Raw genomic sequence first — 25,420 nt, 5'->3', positions numbered from 1 at the left:
TCCTCAGCGCAGCTTGGCGGCGACAGCGAGCGCTTCGTCCACGGTCTTCACGCGCACCGAGTAGGCCCGCTTGCCCCTGAACTCCGGCATGGCCTGCAAGGTGATGATGCGCCCCTTGCCGTCGCTCGCGCAGTCGCGCTCGACGCAGTCGAACCCGTCGGCGACGAGCGCGTCCCTCCAGCGCTCGTCGGCAGGGATCCAGACCTTTGCGGCGGTCTTCGTGGTGCGGCCGACGGCGAAGGCGAGCCCGGAAGCGTTCCGATACCGCAGAAGGTATTCGGCATGGCCGACGTCATGGACCCTGTAGGACGGATCCAGCGAGAAGGCGTGTTCGAGTTGGGAACCGAGGGGGGACGGTGCAGGCATTGACGCTCCGATGAGAGAGGGGCGCGTCACGGCCATCGACAAAAGGCCACCGCGCCACGCCCGCGGTCGAGTGGTGCGCGGTGGCAGTTCGTCAACGACAGCAACACGAGAGAACCGGTGGGCTGCGCCCGACCGGTGGGATCACGCTGCCAAGCGATCTTAGGGTTGTCCAATGGCAGCTTGAGGAAGTTTGTGGCGCTGTGGGAAACTCGGGCAAATAAGGACGCATCCGAGCGGACCGGCTGGCTTCCCGCTCGCGGACGCCGACGCGGGCTGCAACGATGGGCCCGGCACCATGGCCGACCCGATCAGGTCCAGCCGCCGATCGCCCCGAAAACTTGGTTGGGCAGGGACGGTTGCTGGCACATCCTCGGGCCAGGGACGACAACACGGAACGGAACGGGCATCACCCGGTTGATACACTCCGATCAAACGTGACCGTGTGCAACGAGATGGGTGAGGCAAAAAGGCGGGCGGCCGCTCCGCCGAAGTGTCGTGGTTGCGGCAGTCCCATCACGAAGGAAAATGATTCCGAAGCCCACATCATTCCCAACGCACTCGGAGGAAATCTAAAGCCAAAGGGCATCATCTGCCGGGAATGTAATACGAAGCTCGACGCGATCGCAGACAACGCCCTGATCGAGGCGTTCGGGGATTGGCCTACTCTAATCGACATCCCCCGGGATCGTGGCCATAACCCGCCCAGGATCGTGAACACGCGCCAAGGGCGCCGGGTAAGGCTTGAGCCCGACGGATCCATGTCGGCTATCGATGTCCGCTACGAGGTGACCGAAGTCGAAGGCGGTCACAGCGTTGAGATAGCGGCCGGGAACTGGAAGACATTCCGTCAGCTCCTTAAGCGCGCGAGCAAAGATTTCCCGGCCCTGGATCCGATAGTTGCCGAGCAGAATGCCCGTAAGGTGGGTATCGACGATGATGACGAGCTCAAGCTCGGTTTCGATTTCTCCCCGGAAGCTATTTTTGGGGGCTTGATCACGGCGATCTGGCTCTTCCTGATCCATCGGACGGGCCGGTCGTTCATGGACTGGGACCAACTCCTCCAGGTTATCAATTCTATGCAGGACCATGGCGGGACTTTCCGCTATTTGGTCGATGGTTTGCCCGGCCTGCGAGGACCTGAAATCCCCATCGGTCACAAGATCATCGTCAGGTGCGTACCTGAGAGTGGTGAGTTGATCGCCTATGTCGAAATTCTCGGGATCCTAAGGGTCGGGGGCGTCTTCGCAGGTGCAGGCGGTCCCGCCAAGCAGATCGAACACATTTACGCCTATGATGTCCTTGAACGCAGCGACCGAAGCCGAGAATTCTCGATTGATCTGCAGAAATTTAATCAGCAGAATTGGAGAGAGGTCGGTTTAGGTCCTGATGACGCGGAACGACTTCGGGATCATTTCCGGTCGGCTCTTGGTGCTGTTTTTGTGCGGCGATACAAGGAGCGCTTCTCCCCATCCGACGTCGCCGCCGAAGGCGCGGCCTCCTCGCCAGCGTGAGGAAACGACCCGCGGGTAGCGGCAAGCCTTGGTCTCCGCGACGGTTAGCCGGCTCGCGGAGCGTAGATCAGTGGTTTGCGGAGGGGCGTGGATCGGCCACTTCGGTCAGCGTCCGCAAATTCCCGAGCAACTGGCGTCGCAGGTCATCGCGTGTCTGGCCAAAGGCCGAAGCGAGATCGCTCAGTGTACGTGATACAGCCTGAGGTCTGGTTGGCTGCCCATCCTCTGAGGTGAACGGCCCGTCCGTCTCAAGCAGGAGGCGCTCGACCGGGAGCGACCGCACGAGCCTCATCCCACGATCGCTGGTGAGCATCTGCCGGTTGATGGAAAAATAACATCCCAGCGCCACGGCTCTGCGCGCCTCGGCCATGGACCCGGTGAACCAGTGGAGCACGGCGGAACCGCGGTCCTCGGGTAGATGTTCCTCAAGAAGGTCCAGCACTTTCGTTGCGGACCTGACGCTATGGACCGATAGGATCTTTCCGCCTTGAGAGGAGCAGGCAATCAGGATCTGGCGAAACACCGCCATCTGTCTCTCAAGGCTTCGGAAATGCGCGGGTCCGGCATCGATCCCGACCTCGCCGACATATCTGGTTTCGTGGGAGTAGCGCTCCCACAGGTCGATCTCGCGCCAGTGCTCGCCGACGAGTTGGGGGTGCAGCCCCAGGCCGGCCCGCACGTGACGGGTGATCCCGCATACGTCCCGGTTGCGCGACCAAGCACGGGGCGTTGTCGTCACGGCGAGCGTGTAGATCCCACGTCGCTCGCAATCGGCGACCAACCCCTCGAAGTCAGGGTAGAGGTCCAGGTGGCAGTGGAAGTCGATCAGGCGGTCGGTCAAGGAAGCTCCGGCATGGCGGGTGAGAAGGTCTCGACGCCCTGGAGCAGGCGGCCGACTTCCACCATACCACGTCCGTAGACCCCTGCGAGCCGATCCAGGTTGCGGGCGTCCTCTTTCAAAGGACCCGGCTTATGGATGAGGATCCGAGCCAGGTCCGGGGATGCCGCAAGCCTGCCGATCGCGTACTGGAACCCCCGCACCTGACGGCCCTCCGACCTCGTCGCGTCGAGGGGCCGCTCCGCGAGGTCGTCGCAGCGGTATCCCGTCGGATCGTTGCCTCGGCCCCAGGCGCCTTCTACGGCCGCCCGGCGGATTAGGCACGGGACGCAGGTCCCACAGTGCCGCCGACGGTCACGTGCGTAGCGGCCCTGCGACGGGTGAGCGCACGAGACCGAGAGCGGCGTAAGATCGCGGAGCACCGCGGAAACGCGACATCCCGCGACCATCTCGCCCTTCGTCTGATCCCAATAGCGATTGACGACGGTCCCCTCTATGCCGATCGCGATGAGCAGCTCGTTCCAGCGGCGCAGGTAGTATGGGTGGGTCGTGCGCGTGCTGTTCGAGCCGAGGCGGGTCGGATCGAGGGGCACGTTCAGCGCGATCAGGCCGTTCTCGGGAACGCGCAGGTCGAACGGGCGTCTGAGCCCCGAGCCGGCCATCGCACCGATGGCGAGGAACAGGAACGAGCGGCCTCGGGTCGAATCCTCCCCCGGGACCCCGCGTACGAGGTTGCGTGGAAAAGTCAGCGCGAACCTGAGACGGGGAAGATTTCGGTTCAGCCGCCTGTCCCCCGGAAGCCGCTCGTTGAGCTTGTCGAAGAGGTCGCGCTGCGGGCCGCTGACCGCACCCTCGCCGGCGTGGCTTACGAAAAGCGGACGCTCTCCCGCAACTAGCGTGTCGATGGCACCGATAAGGCTGTCGAGACCGCCCGAGAACAGGGCGATCCCGTCGAAATCCGCGATCTCGAAACCAGGGAGATAGGCTGGAGACAGGTTCTCGAAGCCTGCCGGACGTGGCCGAAACCGGATCCGCCAGTGGTCACCCGTGAGGAAGCGCAGCATCCTTTCGAGGATGGGGGCCGCCGCGCTCCACCGTTCCGGCTCCGAGACGGGAACGACCAGGCCGATCTCGCGGGTCCAGCCGTCCTGCGAAGTCGCGACGCGGCTCAGTCGTGTGTCCGCCGCATGGACGTGGGCCGCTACGACGATGAGGTCGACGCCTGTCTCGGTCGGGCGCACCCCGAGGTCTCGCAAAGCCCGAAGCGCGGGCCCGATGCCGCGGCCCAGCGACCTTTGTCCCGTGACCAGGTCGAACCGGGTCACGGCCTCGTCCGCCGCAGCCTCCGGCACGTAACTGTCATCGGGTCCAAGGTGGGCGGCGAGGACATGGCGCGTCATTCGTCTTCCTCCTCGGCGGGCCCCTCGCCCTCGGCCGCGGCATCGCCCTCCGCGTCAAGGATGCTGATCGCCTGCTCGTAGAACTCGTCGATCGAGGCCGTCAGGTCCTCCGCCGGGAAGGCGTCCCCCGCTTCGTCGAGGGCCTGCTCTACGCAGCCGCGGACGAAATCTTTGAGGCCCTGCTGCAGGGCGCTGACCTCGTCGATGTCGCGGGGCAGCGTCACGAGATTGTTGGCGATGGCGTTCACGATGCGTAGATGCACCGCGTTGGTGATGTACAGGCCGAGCACCGCCCGGATCGTCTCGACCCCCGGGCGTTCTAGGTCGCCGAATCCGCGACCCATCACCTCAATCACCGCTTCAAGGTACGCCTCGCGCGAATGCGCGTCGTCGAGATCGCCGTCGGGAGGGCATACGACGTCGACGAGGCCGGCGTAGAGGTCCGCGATCGGTCCGTCGGCCAGGGCGCCGAGATCGAGTTGCCGCGCAACTTCCCGGATGCCTCCCGGCTCGGTCGAGGCCCGCGCAAGTACGCCGGCGAGCCGGGCGGTGGCCGCCCGATCGGAGGCCATGCGCCGAACTGTCCGACCGACACCGCCGCCGGCGCGGCGAACGAAGCCCCGAGCCGCGCGGCCGAGCGCTCGGCCGTCGCCTCCGCCGGACTTGGCGAAGGCGGTGAAGCTGCGCCGCGCGGCTTGGTATCGGGGCGGCTGCGGCGCCCCGGGCTGCGGCCCCGCGGGGGCGGCCTGGTCGCCGGGCGTGGCGGGATTGCCCTCGCCGGGGCCGGGACTGCTTTCGCCGGGGCCCGGAGCGCCGTCGGCCGGAGCGGGTGTCCCCGGGGGCGCGCCGGGCGGAACCGGCGGCTCCCCTGGAGGGGCCGGGGGACCGGCGGGAGGGACGCCGTCTTCGCCGGGTAGCCAGCTCGGTAAAAGCGGGTTCGAGTTCCGCCCACCGCGGTAGGGGGTCGACGTGCCCATTAAGAACGCCCCGCGCGTCGACCGCGCCGTTGCCCGGCCGTCCGCATGGCCTCGACGGCACGCTTCAATATGAGGTTATCGCTTCGCGCCCACGTGTCGAAGACGGCGTTGAGGCGTCGCAGGGCGTCGTCGTTCTGGATGAAGCCATGCACCGAGACAACGCCGGGCCCCAGACGATCGATCGGGAGCTCGGCCAGCACCTCCACGTATCTTACCTGCAATCCAGGATGCGCCTGGGTCAGGACCGCCAAGCCGCCCATCGCCGGCGGTTTTGCCTGGAGGCTCTGGGTCGACAGCAACTGGCCGCGAAGATCCTTGAACACCGCGTCGATCTCAGGCGGCGTCAGCGCACGCACGGCAGCGGTCACGTTCGCGGCGTTGAGATCGCCCCCGGTGAGCCGAGCCACGATGTCCTTCAGTTTGGCCGAGAGCGGGGCCACGCCGGCCAGGTAGTTGCGGCGATCCTTGATCACGAAGAGGTACGGCTTCAACGACTCGCCGCCGAGCTTGGGCTTGATCCGTGCCCAGTCCAGAACCTCCGGCCGGAGCTTCCAGTCCTCCAGCACGGAGGCCAGGTCGTCGGTGGCGTTCAGATCCGGCGTGGGGGCGGGTGGATCGGCGGCCGACGCCGGCGTGGCGGCCTCCTCGGCGGCGGCCTCGATCCTCGCGATCAAAGGCGAGACGCCGTCCGGAGCCTTCGCCACCAGTGTCGCCATCTGGGTGAACACGCTCTCGGGCAGGAACATCTCCGCCAGCATGATCTTCGCCAGCCGCGTCGGCTCGATGGCCGTGCCGAAACCGCGCGCCTGTGCCACCGCGAGGCGAAGGTTCAGCGCGTTGAGGAAGCGCTTGATCTGGCGCGGATTGCCCTTTGTGCCGGCCGCTAGCACCGGGCTGATGCGCTCGGCCGTCAGGAGCGCACTGCGGATCGGATCGTCGGGCCGCTCGCCCAGCACCGCCTTCAGGTCGTCGGGCTTGATACCCTCGCCGTCCCAGGGCGTCCGCAGGGCGGCGCGGCCGAGATCGAGCAACCGAAGGAAGCGCTCTTCCTCCTCGCCGAGGACGCTGCCGAGAAGGAGCAGGGTGACGTAGATCCGTGTCTCGGTCTCGCCAAGCGCAGGGATGCGGAACGGCACCTGGAGCAGCTTCTCCAGGTAGGCTCGGGCGTAGCCCTGGCTGTCCTCCATCTTCGGCAGGTTCGGAAAGTGCCGGCCGACCGCGTACTCGATCATGCGCTCGTCAGCGCCCACGACGAAAGCGGTCTTGTCGAGGAACACGAAGAGGCGGATCGCCTCCAAGGTCTCGATCGCAGTCTCGGGCAGGCAGCGATCGAGGTCATCCACGAGCACGACGATGCGCTCGACGCTGGCTCGCGCGATGAGTTCCTCGAATGATTTCCTAAATTCGGCAATCTCATGGGGGACGCTCGGCTTGCCCGATTTCTCGCCCTCCTTCTTCAAAGCCTCGGCTTGCTCCAGAGCCTGCTTCCGCTCCTTGGGATCAGTCACGATCTCCTTGATCTTATCGGTCAGTGCTTCGAACACCTCGCCCGCGCCGAAAGAAGGCAGGCCTGTGAAGAAGGTGAAGGCAAGCTTCCCGCCCATCTTCGCGGCCTTCAGTACATCGATATTCTCTCGGATGCGTTCGATGACGTCCTCGGCCTTCCCACGCAAGGATCGGTTCTCGATGAGACCGTTCACTACTCCTTCGATCAGGGCAATTTTTGCGTCCTCGAAGCCTTGGAATTGCCACCCGTTGAATTTGATCAGGCAGGTGCCTGCGTCTTGCTCAAGCGTCGTTTCGACCATCTTGAGGACGCTCGACTTGCCGGCTCCCCAATCTCCATGAACGCCGATCGTGATCGGGTGTTCGGATTTCTGCTTGATGAGTTTCAGGACCGTCGCGGCGATCGCCTCGTTGTTGAGAAGATCGACCTTGGTCTCGTGATCGCTGAGATACGCCAGGCTAGCCGGCTCGCCACCCGCCATCGTTGCCCCCAGGCAGCGCACGGCCTCGCGCGAAATCAGTATCGGCCGTTGCTATTCTGTTCGGGCATTTGGTGAGCGTAGCAGTCTGTACAAGCCCTCCATGTTCGAAAAAGACGTCCGGCGGGACATTCTCATCGGCCGCTAAGGGCATGACTACCATCGCCCGCACCAGAAGGGCTCGTCTTGGCACTATGAAGTCGTCGCGACCGGAGCTTCCCCGCCATATCCATCGCGGCAAAGGGGCGACCCTCATGATGGTTGTCAGTTCGTTAACCGGGCGGCAATGGTCCCCGCTTTCCACCGCAGCGAAGTATTTCCACGGCCTCATGTTGCCGGCTGGTTGACCGCGATTCCTGCCGTTTTGTATGTGTTCCGTGCGCCTCGACGGCGCCCCATGCGCTTCCGGCCCGGTGCCGGAGCCCCATCCCGCCCTCGTAGCTGACGCTCGGGCGGACCCAGCCCGGAAAGCTCTCCCGATGCCCATGCGCGCCCCGCGAAAACGGGTGACCCGCCGGCGTTCCGACCGGCTCGTGACGCCTGTCGCCAAACCTGGCCCGCGTCGCATCCCCCGCACCGAACCGAAACCTCCCGGGGTCTGACCGGGCCGCGATCGCGGCCGGCTGCCTCGCGCATGGAGGCAGCCAAGATGTCCAGCTCCCAGACCGGCGGAAAGCCGAAGCACGGCAACGACGCGTTCTTTCCCGTTGAGATGCCGCGGGATGAGGCGGGATTTCCCGCCGACGACGCCCAGACGCCGTACGTCCGGCACGGCCTCGCCGGCCTGCGCGCCGCGCGGGAGGTGATGCCCGCCGCCGCGCTCCTCGAAGCCCTCGGCCCGGCCGGCCTGCGCCGTCTGCGCGCCCCGGGAAGCCTGGCGGTCGTCGTCGAGGTTCCCACAGCCGACTGGTGCCAGCATGTCGGCAGCGCCCTTCGCGACATCGCCCCCTTCGTCCACGTCGAGGTGCGCGACGGATCCTCGAAGACGCAGCACAAGCCGAGCGAGGGCAACGACAAGGTCGCGCGGCTCCTGAGCGAGGGCGCGCGCGTCGCCGGCGTCTCGCACGTCCCGGAGCGCTACCTGCCCGAGACCCTCGTCGCAGCGGCCGACCTCGTCGTCCGCATCGGCCCGCCCTCGAACCGTGTCGTCGCGGAGACGATCCGCGCCGCCACGGGCAAGCGCGCCCGCCGCATGCCCCCGGCGGTCTCGGGGTCGCTCAACCTCGACGAGTTGACCTCGCAGATCCGGATCGGCTCGACACCCCGCGAGTGCATCTCGCGGATCCGCTCGATCGCCGCGGCGCGTTCGGGCATCGATCCACAGCTCGGCGAGGTCCCGGACCTGGAGACACTCCACGGCTACGGCGGCCCTGCGATGGGGTGGGCGAGGGATCTCGTCCGGGACCTGGACGCCTGGCGTGAGGGCCGCCTCGACTGGTCCGCGGTCCAGCGGACCGCGCTGCTCTACGGCCCGCCGGGGACGGGAAAGACCTCCTTCGTCCGGTCGGTGGCGAAGGCCGCGCGCATCCCGCTCGTCGCGACGTCCGTGAGCGGGTGGTTCACCGGCTCGAACGGGTACCTCGACGGCGTCTTGAAGGCCTTCGAGGGCAAGCTCGCCCTCGCCGCGGCCCAGGCCCCGGCGCTGCTGTTCCTCGACGAGGTCGATGCGATCCCGAGCCGGGATGGCTTGAGCGCTCGCGGACGCGACTGGTGGACCCCCGTCATCACGGGGGTGCTCGCCGCCCTCGACAGCACGACCTCCGGCGACGCCTCGCGGCTCATCGTGGTCGGCGCGACGAACCACCTGGCGGCCCTCGATCCGGCGATGATCCGGCCCGGACGGCTGTTCCCGCCGATCGAGATCGCTCGGCCCTCGGTCGAGGATCTCGCGGGCATCCTCCGGCAGCATCTCGGTGCCGACCTGCCAGGCGAGGACCTGATGCCGGTGGCGATGCTCGGCACCGGAGCCACCGGGGCGGAGGCGGTAGGGTGGATCAAGGCCGCGCGCTCCGCGGCCCGCGCCGAGGGTCGGCGCATGGTCGTCGCCGACCTCGCCCGTGCCGTGTCGCCCGACGACGGCCGGACGCCCGAGGAGCTCGCGGTCTGTGCGCGCCACGAGGCGGCCCATGCTGTCGCCGCCCGGATCCGTGACATCGGCACGCTCCGCTCGGTGAGCCTCGCCATGGGCACCGGTACGGCTGGGTCGGTCCGCGCCCTGCTCCACGGTCGAGCGCTGATGACCCGGGCTCAGATCGAGGACCTCGTGATCGTCGCGCTCGCGGGCCGGGCGATGGATGCCCTCGGCGGGGCGGCGAACACCGGCGCCGGCGGGGGGCCGGGCAGCGATCTGGCGAAGGCCACCCAACTCGTCGCCTCCATCCACGCGACCTTCGGGCTCGGCGACGAGCTCACGATCCGCGGCGGACCCGACGCGGCGGTCGCCGCGATGCGTGATGACCCCGCGCTGCGCCGGGTCGTCGAGCGGGATCTTCAGGCCCTCTACGCCCGGGCCGTGGCGTTCGTGCGCGACCACCGTCCCGCGATCGAGGCGGTGGCCGAGCGGCTCGTCGCGACCCGGGTCCTGTCGGGGGAGGAGGTCGAGCGCCTGATCCGAAGCCACGCCGGATCCCCGGCGCGGTCGAACCGCAACGGGAGGGCTCGTGATGCGCGCTGATCCGGACATGCAGGTGGGAGCGATCTTTCGGCGCCTTCACATGATGCGCACCTTGTCGGAGCCGGCGTTCGAGCGGGCCGTCCAGGCGATCCTGACGACCCTCGGCAAGGTCGCGCTGGAGGAGGCCGAGCGACGCGCCCGGTTCCTCGCGGAGCGGACCGGTCCTAGGCCCGGCGACCTGCGGGTCAGGGCCTTCGCCGACCGCCGCACGCCCGATCCGATCGGCGACGATACGGACGCGGGCGCCTAGGGCCGCGATCCGCACGGACGCCGCAACGCCCGCTTTACCACGCGACCAGGACGCGGGGCCGCTCGGGCCCCCGCAGGAGCAGCCGGAAAGCTTTGGCCGTCACGCTGGCGTGGATGCGATCCAGCCGCGATGGCGGCCCCGCCGACCGATCCCACGAGGACCAAGCACGGACGCATGCCATGAAGCCCTTCAGAGAGAACTTCGTCGACCCAGCGCGAGATCCCGGTCCGCCCCTCGGTCACGGGGGCACGCTCGACCTCCATGTCGAACGGGCCTTCACCCTACCGGAGGTCGCCGACCGCCTCGGGATCTCGCTCAGACAGGTCGAGCTCCACGTCGCCGACGGGAGCCTCGCGGCGATCGACGTCGGCCGCGGCGCCGTCCGCCGAGATCTTCGCGTCACGGACGTGGACCTCGACGCCTTCGTCGAGGCGCGCCGCATCGACGCCCGGGCGCCGGTAGGCGCGCCCTTCAAGGCCAAGCCCGACGGTTACATCGCCCGCCGGGCCGCCCGGCTCGCAGGGGTGGGAGGATGCGAATGAGCGAGAAGACCACCAAGTCGGCCAAGCCCAGGTCGAAGGCGCGGGACGGCAAGCGGAAGAAGCTCCCGCCCAACCTCGTACAGCCGGAGAACTCGGCCAACCTGCATTACGAGTTCATGATCGGCGGCGAGCGCTTTCGCGGCACGACGGGCACCGCGGTCGTGCGTGACGCGGCAAAGTTCGTCCGTGAGCTGAAGGAAGCGGAGCGCGTCCGGATCCGCTCTGCGGGAGATCAACCGAGGAAGGAGGTCTCCGGCGGGACGAAGCCCCGAACGCTCCTGCAGGCGATGGAGTTGCTCATGGAGACCCGCCCGCTTACGGGCGAACCCAAGAAGAATCGTGACCGCAAGGCGGACGTGATCTGCCGGCTGCTCGGTCCCGACATGCCGATCGTGCGCATCGACGACGCCTTGGTGGGCGACTTATGGGGCAAGCTCAGACGCACCCACGTTCGGGACGACCCGAAGAAGCCCCTGCTATCGAACGCCTACATCAACGCCCACATCGAAGTCCTACACATGGCGCTCAAGGCTGCGAAGCGCGTCAAGGTCGTGCTTCCGGACGAGCCGGATTGGACCGTCTATACGTTGCAAGAGAAGCCGCGCAGGCGCGAGCTCACCGCCGAGGAGCAAATCCGGATCGAGGAGCACCTTCGGCCGGACATCCGCCCGGCCATGCGCTTCCTCATCGAGACGGCGCTCCGGCGCACGGACGGGGTCGAGCTCAGGTGGTCCCAGGTGGATTGGATCGACGGCATAATCAGGCTGACGGTGAAGGGCGATAAGACCGCGGAGTTACCGATCACCGAGGAAATCGGTGCGATCCTTTTCGAGCAATACGAAGCTCGCCAAGACGAGGCGCAGGAGGCGGTCTTCACGTTCGTGGCGGAACAGACACGGTATCTCGCCCGGAGCAAGGTCCGCCGGTTTTACGAGCGCGGCAAGCGATACCCTCTGACCGGGTGGTACTTCTACCAGCTGTTTTCGAATGCTTGCAAGGCCGCAGGGGTCGCCGACGCGCGGCCCCACGATCTCCGGAAGACGACGGGAAGCCAGACGCTTCGGGCGACCGGCAACATCGTGGCTGTGCAGCAGCGGCTCCATCACGCCAACATCAAGACGACCCGGGAGGCGTACGCCCACGTCACGACGGAAGACACCGCCCGGGCGATGAGCACGACCTCGGCCTTCATGGCCTGGAAGCGCGAGTTGGCCTTGGAGGCGCGCCGGCAGCGTGCGGCGGGTGACTTGCGCATCGGCCTGCTAGGATCCGCGGCGGCGTGGGGATTTTCCCGCAATCGTCGGGGATGTCCCCCCAGCGAAATCCCCGAAATCCCAAGGAGCGAAGGCACTTGGCCATCCCAGTCCTCCACCCCTCCCCTATCCGGGTCGGAGCATCCCACCGCTCCCGACATTCCTGCCATCACGAAGGCAAGTAGCTGCAACGAAAAGGGAAAATCCATCTCGCAGGAGCTGTGGCACGAGATGCTTCCCGTTTGGCAAATCCTGAGGGAAGAACGAAACCGCACGCTTCCGGACGGCAATTCCCGCAGTTTTCCCGCAGCCGAGGTGGCCGCCTTCATTCGCGCCAAGCTGGATGCGGACCAGCTCGACAGGGACGTAGCAGAGCTTCCGGAACTCGGTTCCGATCCGTCTCGACCGCGCGGCCCCATGGAATGGGCCTACGATCCCGCCACCGACTGGGCGGCACATCTATCCGTCGAAGGCTCTTGAGGCAGCAATCGCACCTCCAGGGTCCTGTTCGCGGGACAGGCCGGAGATGACCGAATTCCCCGTCAAATCGCTCCAAGAAGCGATATAGCCAATTGCACTTGAAGATCCCTATCCCTATGGGCGAACACGGCGGAGCGCACGCATCGTATGGCTCAATGATCAAGCGAACCGCTCCGTGGGGGCCATGGGGGGCTTCGTCGGACATTCGGGCAGCGCGATAGCCGTTGCCCCATCCTGGCGCCGGTTAGAACGATGAGCCAAGGGCGTGCCAGATCGCGTCACGGCGCGACCGTCGAAGAGCCTGCTCATTCATTCTGGGGTGCCGCTCGGGATGCCAAGTCAGCAGCCACAAGAGGCGACGACGTCAGGCCTCACCGAGTACCGGCAAGCCGCAGGAACCTCTCAAGTTCGGTATCGAGATGCTCCCGCTCCCCAGGTTCTGGCTCGTGAAGCGCGATCTCCCATACCGTGAGCTGGCGGGGCGGGCGTTCGTCGATCGCGACGAATGGCACCCCGTCCGGGTGATGACCGTAGTGGAGCCCATCCCATGAGCGCATGCGGTCGAGGCGCACACGACAGGTCACGACCTGCGGCCCGAACTCGACACGGAGCAGGGACTCTCGGATAGCCTGGGCGAGCCGGGTCCGGATCTCGCGCAACTCCGCCCCCCGCGCCGTGGCGAGCGCCTGGCTCAGACGCCCGACGCGATCCCACTGCTCCCGCCGGGTTGGCAGGCTGGCCTCGACCTGACCGTTCAGGCGTGCCTTCGCCGCCTCGGCCTCAAGCGCGCGGATCCGCTGGGTGAGCGACTTCACCCGCTCGATGGCGCCATCGTCGCCGGCCTCCACGAGATCGAGAAGCCGATCCCTGCGTCGCGTCGCTTCGGACATCGCATCCGCCAGCGTGGCGGCGTCGTCCTTCACGCGCTCGTTCTTGTCCGGCTCCGGAAGGTCCACCCGGCGCAACTCACGCAAGACAGCCCGCTCGACCTTGGGCATAGACCAGCCGCGACGGTTGTCGCATCCGGCGGAGCGGGCCGCGTTGGAGCAAACCAGGCTCGTCCCACTGGCCTTGCCCCGGTTTCGCACGGTCATCGAGGCGCCGCAGCACGCGCACTTGCCGATGCCCTGGAAGAGGTTCGCGATCGTCACTCCCCGCACCCCAGGGGCGAACTTGCGCGAGCGAGCGGCCGTCCCGGCTCGGAGGAAATCGGCGGCCGATACGATCGCCGGGTAGTACCCCGGGACCGGCTCACCCACCGGATGGCGCACGCCCTTCTCGTCCCGGCTGTAGGCCTGGTACTCTCCGAGGACGGCCCTGTTTTTGAGGAGCTTCGCCACGTAGGAGGGCTGCCAGCCCTTCAACCCCGTCTTGAAGCTCGGCACGCCCTCGTCGTTGAGGCGCTTGACGATGGCCCTTTGGCCGTCGCCCGCGATCGCCTCGCGGAAGATCCGCCGCACGATGTCCGAACGACCCTCGACTTCCTCGATGCGCCGGTCGACCACCCGCAGCCAAGCCGGCACCCTCTTGGTCAGCACCGCTTCCCCGACTTTCGTCCTCTTCTGCGCCCACGCCTGGCGGACGCGCTCGGCCTTCGTCTTGCTCTCCTCGTGCGCCCGCGCCATGATGCCGAGCGAGATTAGCAAGGGCGTCCAATCAGTCTTGAGCCGCTCGTAGTTGTACTCCTGCTTATCCGTCAGCGTGACGATCGTGATGCCCGCGTTGACGATATCGAGGAAGGTGGGCAGCGCCTCCGGGACCGTCTCGCGGCTGAGGCGGTCGAGGCTTTCGAGAACGAGGAAGGAGCCCGACGCCACCCGCCCGGCCTTGACGACGTCGAGGAAGGCCGCGAGCGCTCCGACCTCCTTGTTCTTCCCGCGATAGGCCGAGATGCCAATGTCGCGCAGGCTCTCGTCGAGCACGACGCCGCGCTTCGCGGCCCATTCCCTGGCCTTCTCAACCTGACGACGCAGGCTGTCGCCGCGAAGCTGCTCGGGCCGGGACATGCGGATGTAGGAATAGGCGACCGGCATCCCGCGAGGATGTCCCGGATCGATTAGGTTTTCGTGCATGGCTCGGACCGTCGGGCGGCGCGGTCGCACCGCAGGGCAACGCGTCGCGCTCCCGCTCGGCGGGGCGCGGGCTCGGGGCTTCCTCAGGAAGCCGGCGACGCCAGGTGTTTTCGCTGTCCCGTCCGGTTCATGGCCGAATGGTTAAGGAGGCCGGACCCGCGCCGCAAGGGCCCGGGTCCGGCCTTCCACCGGTCCCATGCGCCCGAATGCTCCACACGCGACCTCTTGCAATCGCCAAACAAGTAATGCATATGCAATACAGTTAATGGGATGGGACGATGCCGACGGTCAGCTTCCGGGTCGACGACGAGCTCAAGGACCGCCTCGACCGCTTGGTCGAGCGCAAGGGGCTGAACGTGTCCGCGGTCTTTCGCCAAGCCGTCCTCGACAAGGTCGAGGAGCTCGAACACGGCCCTCGGGAGGCGGCAGGGTTCTCCCTCTCCCTCAAGGAGCGGCTCGCGCTGGCGAACCAGTACCTGATCCTCGCCGCACTCCACCCGAACGAGCGGAATCACTACCTCGGCCACGTCGAGGCGCTGCAATCCGGGTACGAGCTGCACTACCCCGCGATGGTCGAGGCCTTCGACACCGGCTTGAGCAAGGAGGACTGCACCGAGGTCCTCGACATCCTGCAGATGTACGACGACCTCGCCTACTCCTACGACGCCCTCGCGGACAAGGGCGGCCTCACCCAGGCCGAGGTGACCTTCCCGGGATTCGACGGGAACCATGAGACCGCCCGGATGGCCTACGCGCGTTACTTCGTGGTCGACCTCGACCGCTACTCCCGCCTCAAGGCGACCGCGCGCACGACGGGCTTCAACGGCCACTTCCCGGCGATGGCGCGGTACCGGCGGATGCTGCCGGCCCACCGGCGGCTGAGCCAGCCGCCGCGCGGCCTGTCGGCCTCGGAGATCCGGGCGATCCTGCGGGCGGGGGAGGGGGCCTGAACACAGGCCCGGAAACTAGGAAGCCCCGGGAGAGGCATTGCCTGTCCCAGGGCTTCGGGGTGCCGGGGGCGCGTGTCCCGCGAGGGACAGAGGGGCCGCACCGGCTGCTAGTGGCCATATTTGTGAGACTGCAATGGCCGAGAGTCAAGTTCCGTTCCCTTACACCCCCGAGGATTTGGCCGCGATCCGGGCCTCGATCTCGGCCGACCGGTTCGCCACGTACCTGACGGCGGCGAAGGGGAACGAGCGCCACGCCCTCGACCTCTACCTTTACAACGCGCGCCTCGCCAAGGCCTTCCTCTACCCCCTCCACGTCGGAGAGGTGACGCTTCGCAACGCCATCGACGAGGTGCTGACGGACCTCCACGGACCCGCCTGGCCGACGAATCAGAGGTTCGGCGACCAGCTCACGACGGAGAGCCGGAGATCGCTGGACAAAGCCATCGAGCGGGCGAGTGCGATCCAGCGCAGGCCCCCGCGAGGGCAGGTGGTCGCCACGCTCACCTTCGACTTCTGGTCCAACCTGTTCCGTCCGGACTACGACCGCTCGCTCTGGCAGGTGAACCTGCGCAAGGCGCTGCCGCACTGCCAACCGCGCACCACGCGCGCCGAGGTCCAGATCCTCGTCCGCGACATCAATTTTCTGCGCAACCGCATCGCCCATCACGAGCCGATCCTCAGGGTGAACGCCACGAGCCTGCACGCCGACATCGTCCACCTCGTCGAGATGCGGAACCCGTCAATGTCGCGCTGGCTGCGCCACCATTCCACGCTCTCGACCGTGATCCGTACCAAGCCCCGCCCCGGGATGGCCGCGCAGACGGCGATCGAACGATGCGACACCAACTTCCAGCCGGTCGCCGAGGATCACACCCTTGCCTCGGTCCTCGGTGCCTACAGCCCGGACGTGCCCGCGATCGTCTGCGTCGACGCGGCCGGCTGCCCCACGGCGCTCCTATCGGCCGCCGACATCGTCGCCTACGCCTCGGATCGGCTGGTCGGCACCATGATCGACTTCGGCGAGCACACGGTCGCCGACCTCATGGCTTCCGGCGTCGTCCGCGGGCGCTGGACCTACGTCGCCGCCGACGCGCCGCTCGCCGAGTTAGTCGACGCCGTCAAGGGACCGGGCATCCGGGGCGTGGTCGTCGTCGAGGAGCGTAGCGGTGCCCGCGTCCCGGGGGGCGTACTCTTGAGGGCACACCGTCGATATTGAGCGCGGCACCGCGGCGCGGGGGGACCGAAGTCCACGCGGGTGAAGGCAGACCCCCGTAGGAACCGGCATGAAGCCATAGATCGGCCGAGCCGCACTCCTTCCCTCCAATGAGCACGGACGCGAGTTTCGTCCGACGACGACGGAGGGTATCCGTTGTGGGTGAGTGAGCCGGCCGCGAATGCGCTCGGCGTTCCCCACCCAACCGCCAGGTCTCCGTGCCGTTCCAGTCAGGCCGGTCGGGCGACGACGGGCGAGAAACGGGCGTACCGTCGTGCCGCGAGCGTGAACCGCGACCCCGGAACCCGTGGGACCAGCGGCAGCTTGCCGGAGACCGAGAGCGGTGCACCGATCTGGATTACCGCATTCCACCCCAATCTCCGGCAATGCCACGGGACAGCCTGATGACTGACGCACACGACCGCCGCCTTACGATGCAGGACCCTCGCACGCAGTACCCGCAGCCGCCGTTCAAGCGGCAGCCGCAGGAGGCCCCGGGCTTGGCGCGAGCGATGGATCCGAAGCCGGACCACGGTGAGGCCAGCTACAAGGGGCACGGGCGTTTGGCCGGTCGGAAGGCCCTGGTGACGGGCGCGGATTCCGGCATCGGGCGGGCGGCTGCCATCGCCTTCGCGCGCGAGGGTGCCGACGTGGCGCTCAGCTTCGTCGAGGAGGAGATGCCGGACGCGCAGGAGGTCGCCAAGCTGATCAAGGCCGAGGGCCGCAAGGCGGTGCTCCTGCCGGGCGACATCACCGACAAGGCGTTCTGCGAGACCCTGGTGAGGAAGGCCGTGACCGATCTCGGCGGCCTCGACATCCTGGTCAACAACGCCGGCAAGCAGACGAACCAGAAAGACATCGGCGACATCACGGACGAGCAGTTCGACCGGACGCTGAAGACCAACCTCTACGCCATGTTCTGGATCACCAAGGCGGCCCTGCCGCATATGCCGGCGGGTGCCTCCATTATCAACACCGCCTCGGTCGTGGCCTACAACCCTCCCCAGATCCTGGTCGACTACGCGACCACGAAGGCTGGGATCGTCGCCTTCTCGAAGGCGCTGGCCAAGCAACAGGTCGCCAAGGGCATCCGGGTGAACGCGGTGGCACCAGGCCCGTTCTGGACGGCGTTGCAGCCGTCGGGCGGCCAGCCGCAGGAGAACGTCGAGAAGTTCGGCTCGGAGGTGCCGCTGGGGCGTCCCGGCCAGCCGGTGGAGCTCGCGCCGGTCTACGTCTTCCTGGCAAGCCAGGAGGCGAGCTACGTGACGGGCGAGGTCTACGGCGCGACCGGCGGCAACGGCACCGCGTAGGACAGCCGGACCGGCGGGAAGACCGCTTCCCGCCGGTGGTCAGCTCCCAGCGATCAGGTCCTTGATGCGGGTGGCGAGCGCCTCCAACACGAACGGCTTCGTCAGCACCTGCATGCGGGGGTGCAGGTGCCCGTTCCCGAGGACCGCGTTCTCGGCGTAGCCGGTGATGAACAGCACCTTCAGGCCGGGCCGACGCTCGCGGCCGGCATCGGCCATCTGGCGGCCGTTCATGCCCCCCGGCAGGCCGACGTCGGTCACCAGCAGGTCGATGCGCACGTCCGATTGCAGCACCTTCAGGCCGGCCACGCTGTCGGCCGCCTCGATGGCGGTGTAGCCGAGGTCCTCCAGCACCTCGGTCACGAGCATGCGCACCGAGGGCTCGTCGTCGACGATCAGCACGGTGTCGCCCTGTCCCGCACGCCCGACCTCTGCGAGCTTGCGCGCGACGTCGTCCTCGTCCGCCTCGCCGTAGTGACGCGGCAGGTAGAGGCAGACCGTGGTGCCCTCGCCGACCTCGGAGTAGATCCGCACCTGGCCGCCGGACTGGCGCGCGAAGCCGTAGACCATCGACAGGCCGAGGCCCGTACCTTGACCCGTGGGCTTGGTCGTGAAGAACGGCTCGAACACCTTGTCGATGATGTCCGCCGTCATGCCGGTGCCGGTGTCGGTCACGCAGACGCTGAGGTACTGGCCCGGCGGCAGGTCATGCCGGCGCGAGCCCGCGTCGTCGATCCACGTGTTGGCGGTCTCTATGGTGATGCGGCCGCCGTCCGGCATGGCGTCTCGCGCGTTGATGCAGAGGTTCAGCAGGGCGTTCTCTAGCTGGCCGGGGTCGATCAGGGCCGGCCAGGCTCCCGAGAGGCCGACGACCTCCAGGTGGATGCCGGGCCCGACCGTGCGCCGGACCAGTTCCTCCATGTCGTGGACCAGGCGGTTCACGTTGGTCGGCTTCGGGTCGAGGGTCTGACGCCGCGAGAAGGCGAGCAGGCGGTGGGTCAGGGCGGCGGCGCGCTTGGCGGCGCCCTGCGCCACGGTCATGTAGCGGTCGAGGTCGCCGAGGCGCCCCTGCGACATGCGGGTCTGCATCAGTTCCAGCGAGCCCGAGATGCCGGCGAGCAGGTTGTTGAAATCGTGCGCCAGCCCGCCGGTGAGTTGCCCGACCGCCTCCATCTTCTGCGATTGCCGCAGGGCGTCCTCGGTCTTCGCGAGGGCTTCCGCGGCTTCCCTCTCGGCGGTGAAGTCGCGGCCCACCGCGTGGATGAAGCTCTCGTCCGGCACCGCCGTCCACGACAGCCAGCGGTAGCTGCCGTCCTTGTGCCGGTACCGGTTCTCGAAGCGCGGGATGATCGAGCCGGCCGACAGGTCGCCCGCCGCCGCGGCGGTCGAGGCGGCGTCGTCCGGGTGCACGAGGTCCATGAACGAGCGCCCGACGAGCTCGTCCTCGGACCAGCCGAACAGGGTCGTCCAGGCTGGGTTGACTGCCACGATGGTCGCGTCGAAGCGCGCCACCAGCATCACGTCGGTCGACAGGCGCCACATGCGGTCGCGCTCGCGCGTGCGTTCCTCGACCTGCTGCTCCAGGTTGCCGGCCAGCCGCGCCAACTCGGCGACCGCCCGCTTCTGGTCCTCGATGTCGGTGTTGGTGCCGACCCAGCGCGTGATCCTGCCGGTGGCGTCGCGCACGGGTTCGCCCCGGACCAGGAACCAGCGGAGGGTGCCGTCGGCCCGGCGCAACCGATACTCGGTCTCGTAGGCGGTCTCGGTCGCGCGGGCATGATCCCAGGCGGCCGCGACGGGCGGGACGTCGTCGGGGTGAACGATGGCCCCCCAGGCATCCGGCCCGAGCAGGCTGCCCTTCGGCTCGCCGCAATAGGCGTAGAACTGGTCGTTGAACCAGTACAGCGCGCCGTCCGGGTAGGCGGCCCAGACCTGGTTCGGGATGGCCTGCGCGAATACGCGGAACTGCTCCTCGCTCTCGCGCCGGCTTGCCTCCGCCCGGAACCGCTCGATGGCGGCACGGGTCCGCTCGGCGACGTCGCGGACGAAGGCAAGCTTGTCGCGGCGCCAGTCCCGCGCCTGCCGGTCGTGCAGGAAGAACACTGCCACGACCCGTCCGTGCTCCATGACCGGCACGTTGATCAGCGCCCGGGCGCCGATGGCCAGGAGGGGCCCCGGGTCGGATGCCGTCCGCGGGTCGGTCGCTACGTCCGCGATCACGACCTCGCGCCCATCGACGAGACCCGCCTGGACATCGCCGTAGTCGCCGAAGCGATGTTGGCCGGCGACGCTGGAGACGCCTGGCGCCGTCCAGTCCCGCTCGATATCAATGGTCTTCAGCGCCGCGTCGACGGTCCCGTAGCCGGCCCGGTCGAGCCCGAGGGTGCGGGCCATGACCTCGGCGGCGGCGTAGGCCATGCCAGCGGTGTCGACGCAAGCCTGGAAGCGGTCGCCGAGCTCGATCAACGCGCTGCGGAACGCGTTCTGGCGCCTACGCTCGGTCAGGTCGCGCGTCACCGTCCCATAGCCCGAAACGGATCCGTCCGGCCCGCGGAGGGGGAAGATCGTGTAGTGGACCGGGACCGCCGCCCCGCTGGCGAAGTTGCGGAACGCGAGGTCGCCGTTCCAGAAGCCGGTCTCCCGCACGGCTGGGAGCGCCTGCTCCAGAACGGTCGCCTGGTCCTCCGGGTCGAAGTAGTCCACGAGGTTGTGGGCGCAGGCCTCGTCGAGGCTCGCCAACCCGACCAGCCGGCGGCCGGCCTCGTTGACGTATTCCGGCATGCCCGCCGCGTCGGCGATGCCGATGAAGTCGCTCGACTGCTCCACCAGGGCCGCCAGGCGCCGCGCCCGCGCCTCAGCCGAGCGGGCTTCCGTAACGTCGCGCACGGTGCCGACGAAGCGCACGGGCTCGCCGTCCCGGAAGACGGTGTTGCCCTTGGCGGCAAGCACCCGCTCGACGCCGTCGCGCAGGCCGACCACGCGGTACTCGGTGTCGAAGCCCTCGACCGCGCCGATGGCGGCCTGGACCGTGCGGTCCGTCCGCTCCCGGTCGTCCGGGTGCAGGCCCGGCAGGAAGGCGCCCTCGTAAGAGACCGGGTCGTCCGGGAACAGGCCGAAGAGCGCCCGGGTGCGTGCGTCCCAGGTCAACGCGCCGGTGACGAGGTCGTAGTCGTAGATGCCGGTCCCGGAGCTCTCCAGCGCTAGCCTGAGGCGATCCTCGGCCTCGCGCAGGGCGGCCTGGGCGCTCTCGCGCTCGGCGATGTCGGTGACCATGACGAAGAAGCCGTCCACCACCCCGCCGGCGGTCCGGCGCGGGATGTAGCGGATCTCCGACTGCCGCCACTCGCTTACCCGGAACGGCATCTCGGCGTCGAAGGTGAGGTCCTCGCCGGCGAGCGCACGGGCCATGAAGGGGAGCCGGTCCGCGTACGTCTTCGCACCGACGACATTCTCCACCCGACGCCCGAGGATCTCGCTCGCCGGCCGCCCGAACCAGTTTTCGTAGTACCGGTTCACGAAGCGGTAGACGTGGTCACGGTCGATGAACGAGATCAGCACCGGCAGCGCGTCGGTGACGACCTGAAGCTCGTCCCGGACGCGCCGGTTCTCGCCTTCCGCCGCCGTCGCCTCGGTCCGGTCGCGCAGGATCTTGAGGAAGCCCAGCGCTGCGCCGTCAGACGAGCGGAGGGGCATCAACTCGCCGCTGGCCCAGAACCGGGACCCGTCCTTGCGCAAGTGCCAGCGCTCGTCGGACGCGCGCCCGGTCTCGGCGGCGCACCGCATCTCGGTGGCGGGACGGCCGGCCGCCCGGTCCTCCGGCGTGAAGAAAGTCGCGGCTGGCCGACCGAGCATCTCCCCGGCCGACCAGCCCAGGATGCGCTCGGCGCCCGGGTTCCAGGCGGTGATCCGCCCCTCCCGGTCGCTGGTGATGATGGCGAAGTCGACGGCGCTGTCGAAGATCTCCCGGTAGTGTCCCGCCTGGGGTGCGGCGCGCTCCTCGCGCAGCCGCGCCACCTCCGCTTCCAGCTCGCGCTCGCGCCGCCGGAGCCGCTCGATCTCAAGCTCGCTCACCGACGCGCTTCCCTGGTCGACTGAGCGGGGAACGGGCGAGCCGCCTGGCGCGGAAGGCATGGGTTCGGGCGGCAGCGCGTAGGGCTGGCGAAGGCGGGCGTGATCAAACCGGGTAACCGAAGGAAGCGGCGGAGGGGGGTATCGGTCGGGTGAATACTACGGGAGGAGCGCGGCCGCATCATCTGCACCGGTCGCACCCCTCCCTTACGCAATCGTGCCCTCGGTCGCCCGGGGGCCAGGGTACCACCCCGGTCCGACGGGGTGGCATCGTCCTGCCGTCGGCTCTCGCAGCGAACGAAGGGGCCGGCGACGGTCGCCTCGAACCGGGTATTGCGGCCCCGAACGGGTCTCTCGTGGTCGAGACGCCCGGCCTACGCAAGCACGGGATTGGCCGGGCGTCTGTGACGCCGCCCCGGTCCCGGGGGGCGCCAACGGCGGGGATGGCGGGGAATGGGACCTAGCGGCCGTTGATGGGGCCTGGCGGCTGCGGCGTCGGCGGCTCGCCCGGTGGGTCGCCTTCCGGCGGGCCTGTGTCGGGCGGCGGGTCGCCGATGGGCGGCAACGGGTCGTCACCGGGGCGCGGCGTGTCGGACATCGTATGTCTCCCCTCCGTTCCCCTGGCGGGAACCGGCCGTCAACGCGCGGGCTGCCCGAAGGTCACCGCGTGGGGCGACGCGAATGACGTCATCCGAAGGTCAGCGAGGACCGCTCCCGCAGAGCCTTGCGCAGCGCTCGGCTGAGGTCGGCGACCGAGTAGGGTTTGCCCAGTAGCGGGAAGCCGTCGGACCCTTCCGACGCCAGGACGTGGCTGTAGCCTGACGTCAGCACGACCGGGAGATAAGGCCAGCGACGCCGGATCTCGCGAGCGAGTTCGACCCCATTCATGCCGGGCATCACCACGTCCGAGAACACCACGTCGAAGCGCTGCCCGTCCTTCTCAATGGCGGCCAGCGCGGCCCGCGCGTCGGTCACCCAGAGGGTGTCGTAGCCGAGTTCCTTCAGCGCCTGCGTCGCGAAGGCGCCGACCTCCTCGTTGTCCTCGACCACGAGGACGGGCGTCCCATGGCCGTCGATGAGGGGTTCCGTGTCCTGCTCGGGCTCCTCCCGGGTCTCCGCCTCGGCCGAGCGCGGAAGGTAGAGGGTGAAGGTCGTTCCGACGCCCACGGCGCTGTCCACCGCGACGTCGCCGCCCGACTGCTTGGCGAAGCCGAACACCTGGCTGAGCCCGAGCCCCGTGCCGTGCCCGACGCCCTTCGTCGTGAAGAACGGCTCGAAGATGCGGTCGAGCAGGTCCGACGGCATGCCCGCGCCGGTGTCCGAGACCGAGACGGCGACGAAGTCACCCGGTACGGCCGGATGGGCCCGCAGGGCCGGTATCCGGTCGGCGCGCCGGACCGCGATGCGGAGGCGGCCCTCGCCCTGCATGGCGTCGCGGGCGTTCACCACCAGGTTGACGAGGGCGGTGTCGAACTGGCTCGGGTCGGCGTCGACGTGGCAGCGCAGCCTCCGGCCGGCCTGGTCGGCGCCCGCATCCGTGTCGGTCTCGACCTGGATGCGGGCACCGGTCAGCGTCCCGACCATGTCCGCAATGGCGGCCACCGACTGGGCGGCGTCGAATACCGCCGGGCGCAGGGCCTGGCGGCGCGCGAACGCCAGCAGCTGGCTCGTGAGCTTGGCGGCCCGATCGACCGTGTCAGAGATGGCGTCGACGTATCGGCCCCGGCGCTCCTCCGCGAGGTTGGGTCGTTTCAGCAGGTCGGTCGAGGACTTGATGACGGTCAGCAGGTTGTTGAAATCATGCGCGACGCCCCCGGTCAGTTGCCCGACAGCCTCCATCTTCTGGGCCTGGCGCAGTTGCTCCTCCAGCGCCTTGCGCTCGGTGACGTCCCGCCCCGCCGCGTGAAGGCGGTCCACGAGCGGGATGGCGTTCCACGAGATCCATCGGTGGCCGCCGTCCGCGGTCATGACGCGGACGTCGAGGTTCGAGAGCTTCTCGCCCGCGCGGAGCGCCTCGAACGCGCGACCCGCGGCTCCCCGGTCGTCCGGATGCACGAAGGCGTCGAACCGGGCGCCGACCACCTTGCCGGCCGGCCAGCCGAGCATCTCCGTCCAGGCCGGGTTGGCCGCGCGGAAGAAGCCGTCGAAGCCGCATACGACCAGAAGGTCCCGGCTGTTGCGCCAGACCACGTCACGCTCGGCCGCCCGGTCGCGGTCGCGTGCCTCGCGGCGGACCTCGTTCTCCTGCCTGTCGGTGACATCCTCGAACAGGAGCGCGACCCGGTTCGACGCGGGGTCGCCGACGCGCACCGCGTGGACGTCGAAGTGACGGCCGAACCGCGACGCCACCCCCCTGAAGTGCACGCCCCGTCCGGTCCGCGCGACCTCGCCGTAGGTATCGAACCAGTGCCGCTCGTGGTCCGGCACCAGCTCGCGCATCCAGCGCCCTTCCGCGCCGGCCAGGCCCGACTGGCGCTCGAAGGATGCGTTGACCTCGACGAAGCGGTAGTCCTCGGCCCGGCCCTCCTCGTCGAAGCGCACCTCGATGATGCAGAACCCGGCCTCGACGTCCTCCAGCAGGCTCCGGAACGACGCGCCACCGCTCGCGGCATCGGCGTCACGCTCCTGGAAGCGGGTGATGTCGAGCTGGCTGCCGAAGAAGTACAGCAACTCGCCATGCGGGCCGAAGACGGGGCTCACGTAGAGCTCGTTGACGAAGGCGGATCCGTCGCGGCGATGGTTGACCAGCTCGACGACCACGTCACGGCGGGCGGCGATGGCTGCCCGGACGCGGGCCACGTCGGCCGGGTCGGTGTCGGGTCCCTGGAGGAAGCGACAGTTGCGCCCGATGAGCTCCTCGGCCGCGTAGCCGGAGAGCTCCAGAAAGGCGCGGTTGGCGAAGACGATGGGGTTGTCGGGCAGGTTCGGGTCGGTGACGATCATAGCCATCCGTGTCTGCTCGGCGGCGGTGAACAGGAGATCGGACCGCGGCGAGCCCACGGGCGGCGTCCCGGCGCCGCGGAGCCGGGCCACCTCGTCCTCCAGGGCCCGTTCGCGCCCGCGCAGCCGCTCGACCTCGGCCTGCAATTCAGCGGTGTCCATGACCCTCGTCTAGGTTTTGGCGCGATCTCCCGCCAGCCGGTACTAGGGGGGCGCCATCCTGCCTGGGAGGCGGTCCATCACGCCGTCCCCGGATCCGAGGCCGCCATGCTCGTGGGGAACGCGGCGGATTTTGACGGCCGGGCCCGCCGATGCCTCGCCCTTGCATCCACATGCCAGGAATCCGTCCCGGTTTCCATAGTGCGCGATTCACCCCTAGGCGGTGTGGACAGTTATCGGAGCCATAGGACGATGGCAGCGATGGTGACCACGGCGGCGTAGTTGCGGGCTGTCTTCTCGTAGCGTGTCGCTACGCGTCGGAACTGTTTGAGCTTGGAAAAACAGCATTCGATCAGGTGGCGCTCCGTATAAAGGGCCGTATCGAGCTCATACTTCCTGGATCGCGAGGGATTGTTCGGGATCACGGCCGTCGCG

17 protein-coding genes are annotated in these 25,420 nt (G+C 68.3%); 8 read left to right on the top strand and 9 right to left on the bottom strand.

Annotated features, from left to right (window positions below; translation table 11 throughout):
- Positions 1-3: 3 nt before the first annotated feature.
- Positions 4-366: a hypothetical protein gene (locus FF100_RS26865; RefSeq protein WP_139038837.1), complete on the bottom strand. Its 363-nt coding sequence runs from the start codon at positions 364-366 to the stop codon at positions 4-6.
- A gap of 434 nt (positions 367-800) precedes the next feature.
- Between FF100_RS26865 and FF100_RS26860 the strand changes: the two genes are divergently transcribed.
- Entirely contained in the window at positions 801-1,877 is a 1,077-nt protein-coding gene (locus tag FF100_RS26860; protein WP_171070345.1) for an HNH endonuclease, read from the top strand.
- Between the two features lie 67 nt (positions 1,878-1,944).
- Here the strand turns inward: FF100_RS26860 and qatD are convergent, their stop codons facing one another.
- From qatD to qatA, 4 genes are read right to left on the bottom strand one after another with little or no spacing between them, the layout of a single operon-like run.
- Positions 1,945-2,718 carry a Qat anti-phage system TatD family nuclease QatD gene (qatD, locus tag FF100_RS26855; protein ID WP_139038835.1) on the bottom strand — a complete coding sequence of 258 codons (774 nt, stop codon included), beginning with the start codon at positions 2,716-2,718 and terminating at the stop codon, positions 1,945-1,947.
- Positions 2,715-4,115 carry a Qat anti-phage system QueC-like protein QatC gene (qatC, locus tag FF100_RS26850; protein WP_139038834.1) on the bottom strand — a complete coding sequence of 467 codons (1,401 nt, stop codon included), beginning with the start codon at positions 4,113-4,115 and terminating at the stop codon, positions 2,715-2,717. Before qatC ends, qatD begins: the two co-directional genes overlap by 4 nt.
- The gene (gene qatB, locus FF100_RS38525) at positions 4,112-5,092 is read right to left on the bottom strand and encodes a Qat anti-phage system associated protein QatB (RefSeq protein ID WP_342779025.1); all 981 of its coding nucleotides are present in this window, start codon (positions 5,090-5,092) and stop codon (positions 4,112-4,114) included. Before qatB ends, qatC begins: the two co-directional genes overlap by 4 nt.
- The gene (qatA, locus tag FF100_RS26840) at positions 5,092-7,080 is read right to left on the bottom strand and encodes a Qat anti-phage system ATPase QatA (RefSeq protein ID WP_139038832.1); all 1,989 of its coding nucleotides are present in this window, start codon (positions 7,078-7,080) and stop codon (positions 5,092-5,094) included. The genes qatB and qatA overlap by 1 nt, the downstream gene beginning before the upstream one ends.
- Before the next feature lie 646 nt (positions 7,081-7,726).
- Between qatA and FF100_RS26835 the strand changes: the two genes are divergently transcribed.
- The 4 genes from FF100_RS26835 to FF100_RS26820 all read left to right on the top strand — a co-directional run bounded on the left by FF100_RS26835 (position 7,727) and on the right by FF100_RS26820 (position 12,276).
- Positions 7,727-9,751, top strand: a complete 2,025-nt coding sequence (locus FF100_RS26835; protein ID WP_171070344.1) for an AAA family ATPase — start codon at positions 7,727-7,729, stop codon at positions 9,749-9,751.
- Positions 9,741-10,001: a hypothetical protein gene (locus FF100_RS26830; protein ID WP_139038830.1), complete on the top strand. Its 261-nt coding sequence runs from the start codon at positions 9,741-9,743 to the stop codon at positions 9,999-10,001. The genes FF100_RS26835 and FF100_RS26830 overlap by 11 nt, the downstream gene beginning before the upstream one ends.
- A gap of 179 nt (positions 10,002-10,180) precedes the next feature.
- Positions 10,181-10,543 (top strand): helix-turn-helix transcriptional regulator, encoded by a 363-nt coding sequence (locus FF100_RS26825; RefSeq protein WP_139038829.1) that lies wholly within the window; start codon positions 10,181-10,183, stop codon positions 10,541-10,543.
- Positions 10,540-12,276, top strand: a complete 1,737-nt coding sequence (locus FF100_RS26820; protein ID WP_171070343.1) for a tyrosine-type recombinase/integrase — start codon at positions 10,540-10,542, stop codon at positions 12,274-12,276. The genes FF100_RS26825 and FF100_RS26820 overlap by 4 nt, the downstream gene beginning before the upstream one ends.
- A 371-nt stretch (positions 12,277-12,647) precedes the next feature.
- Here FF100_RS26820 and FF100_RS26815 read toward each other — a convergent pair whose 3' ends face one another.
- Positions 12,648-14,309 (bottom strand): recombinase family protein, encoded by a 1,662-nt coding sequence (locus FF100_RS26815; RefSeq protein WP_171070342.1) that lies wholly within the window; start codon positions 14,307-14,309, stop codon positions 12,648-12,650.
- Between the two features lie 317 nt (positions 14,310-14,626).
- Between FF100_RS26815 and FF100_RS26810 the strand changes: the two genes are divergently transcribed.
- The 3 genes from FF100_RS26810 to FF100_RS26800 all read left to right on the top strand — a co-directional run bounded on the left by FF100_RS26810 (position 14,627) and on the right by FF100_RS26800 (position 17,821).
- Positions 14,627-15,298, top strand: coding sequence for a YfbU family protein (locus FF100_RS26810; protein WP_139038826.1), 672 nt, complete (start codon positions 14,627-14,629; stop codon positions 15,296-15,298).
- 133 nt (positions 15,299-15,431) lie between these two features.
- A complete protein-coding gene (locus FF100_RS26805; protein WP_139038825.1) occupies positions 15,432-16,514 on the top strand; it encodes an Abi family protein in 1,083 nt (360 codons plus the stop codon).
- 401 nt (positions 16,515-16,915) lie between these two features.
- On the top strand, positions 16,916-17,821 hold the full coding sequence (locus FF100_RS26800; protein WP_139038824.1) for an SDR family oxidoreductase: 906 nt from the start codon (positions 16,916-16,918) through the stop codon (positions 17,819-17,821).
- Positions 17,822-17,860: 39 nt separating this feature from the next.
- Here the strand turns inward: FF100_RS26800 and FF100_RS26795 are convergent, their stop codons facing one another.
- The 3 genes from FF100_RS26795 to FF100_RS26785 form a co-directional block, all read right to left on the bottom strand.
- On the bottom strand, positions 17,861-21,889 hold the full coding sequence (locus FF100_RS26795; RefSeq protein WP_246102408.1) for a PAS domain S-box protein: 4,029 nt from the start codon (positions 21,887-21,889) through the stop codon (positions 17,861-17,863).
- A gap of 684 nt (positions 21,890-22,573) precedes the next feature.
- Complete coding sequence (locus tag FF100_RS26790; protein WP_171070341.1) at positions 22,574-24,988, bottom strand: PAS domain S-box protein; 2,415 nt, start codon at positions 24,986-24,988, stop codon at positions 22,574-22,576.
- A 230-nt stretch (positions 24,989-25,218) separates the two neighbouring features.
- A partial coding sequence (locus tag FF100_RS26785) for a transposase (protein WP_139038114.1) occupies positions 25,219-25,420 on the bottom strand: 202 nt, incomplete at its 5' end.

The sequence above is a fragment of the Methylobacterium terricola genome (assembly GCF_006151805.1).
Taxonomy (GTDB): domain Bacteria; phylum Pseudomonadota; class Alphaproteobacteria; order Rhizobiales; family Beijerinckiaceae; genus Methylobacterium; species Methylobacterium terricola.
Note: the sequence above shows the minus strand (reverse complement) of the source record. Positions and strands in the feature narration are given on the sequence as shown.

Bases quoted from the DNA above. Each gene is read 5' to 3' on its own strand.
- FF100_RS26865 (WP_139038837.1), bottom strand. From the start codon at position 366: ATGCCTGCACCGTCCCCCCTCGGTTCCCAACTCGAACACGCCTTCTCG.
- qatC (WP_139038834.1), bottom strand. From the start codon at position 4,115: ATGACGCGCCATGTCCTCGCCGCCCACCTTGGACCCGATGACAGTTAC.
- qatB (WP_342779025.1), bottom strand. From the start codon at position 5,092: ATGGGCACGTCGACCCCCTACCGCGGTGGGCGGAACTCGAACCCGCTT.
- qatA (WP_139038832.1), bottom strand. From the start codon at position 7,080: ATGGCGGGTGGCGAGCCGGCTAGCCTGGCGTATCTCAGCGATCACGAG.
- FF100_RS26835 (WP_171070344.1), top strand. From the start codon at position 7,727: ATGTCCAGCTCCCAGACCGGCGGAAAGCCGAAGCACGGCAACGACGCG.
- FF100_RS26830 (WP_139038830.1), top strand. From the start codon at position 9,741: ATGCGCGCTGATCCGGACATGCAGGTGGGAGCGATCTTTCGGCGCCTT.
- FF100_RS26825 (WP_139038829.1), top strand. From the start codon at position 10,181: ATGAAGCCCTTCAGAGAGAACTTCGTCGACCCAGCGCGAGATCCCGGT.
- FF100_RS26820 (WP_171070343.1), top strand. From the start codon at position 10,540: ATGAGCGAGAAGACCACCAAGTCGGCCAAGCCCAGGTCGAAGGCGCGG.
- FF100_RS26815 (WP_171070342.1), bottom strand. From the start codon at position 14,309: ATGCCGGTCGCCTATTCCTACATCCGCATGTCCCGGCCCGAGCAGCTT.
- FF100_RS26810 (WP_139038826.1), top strand. From the start codon at position 14,627: ATGCCGACGGTCAGCTTCCGGGTCGACGACGAGCTCAAGGACCGCCTC.
- FF100_RS26805 (WP_139038825.1), top strand. From the start codon at position 15,432: ATGGCCGAGAGTCAAGTTCCGTTCCCTTACACCCCCGAGGATTTGGCC.
- FF100_RS26800 (WP_139038824.1), top strand. From the start codon at position 16,916: ATGACTGACGCACACGACCGCCGCCTTACGATGCAGGACCCTCGCACG.
- FF100_RS26790 (WP_171070341.1), bottom strand. From the start codon at position 24,988: ATGGACACCGCTGAATTGCAGGCCGAGGTCGAGCGGCTGCGCGGGCGC.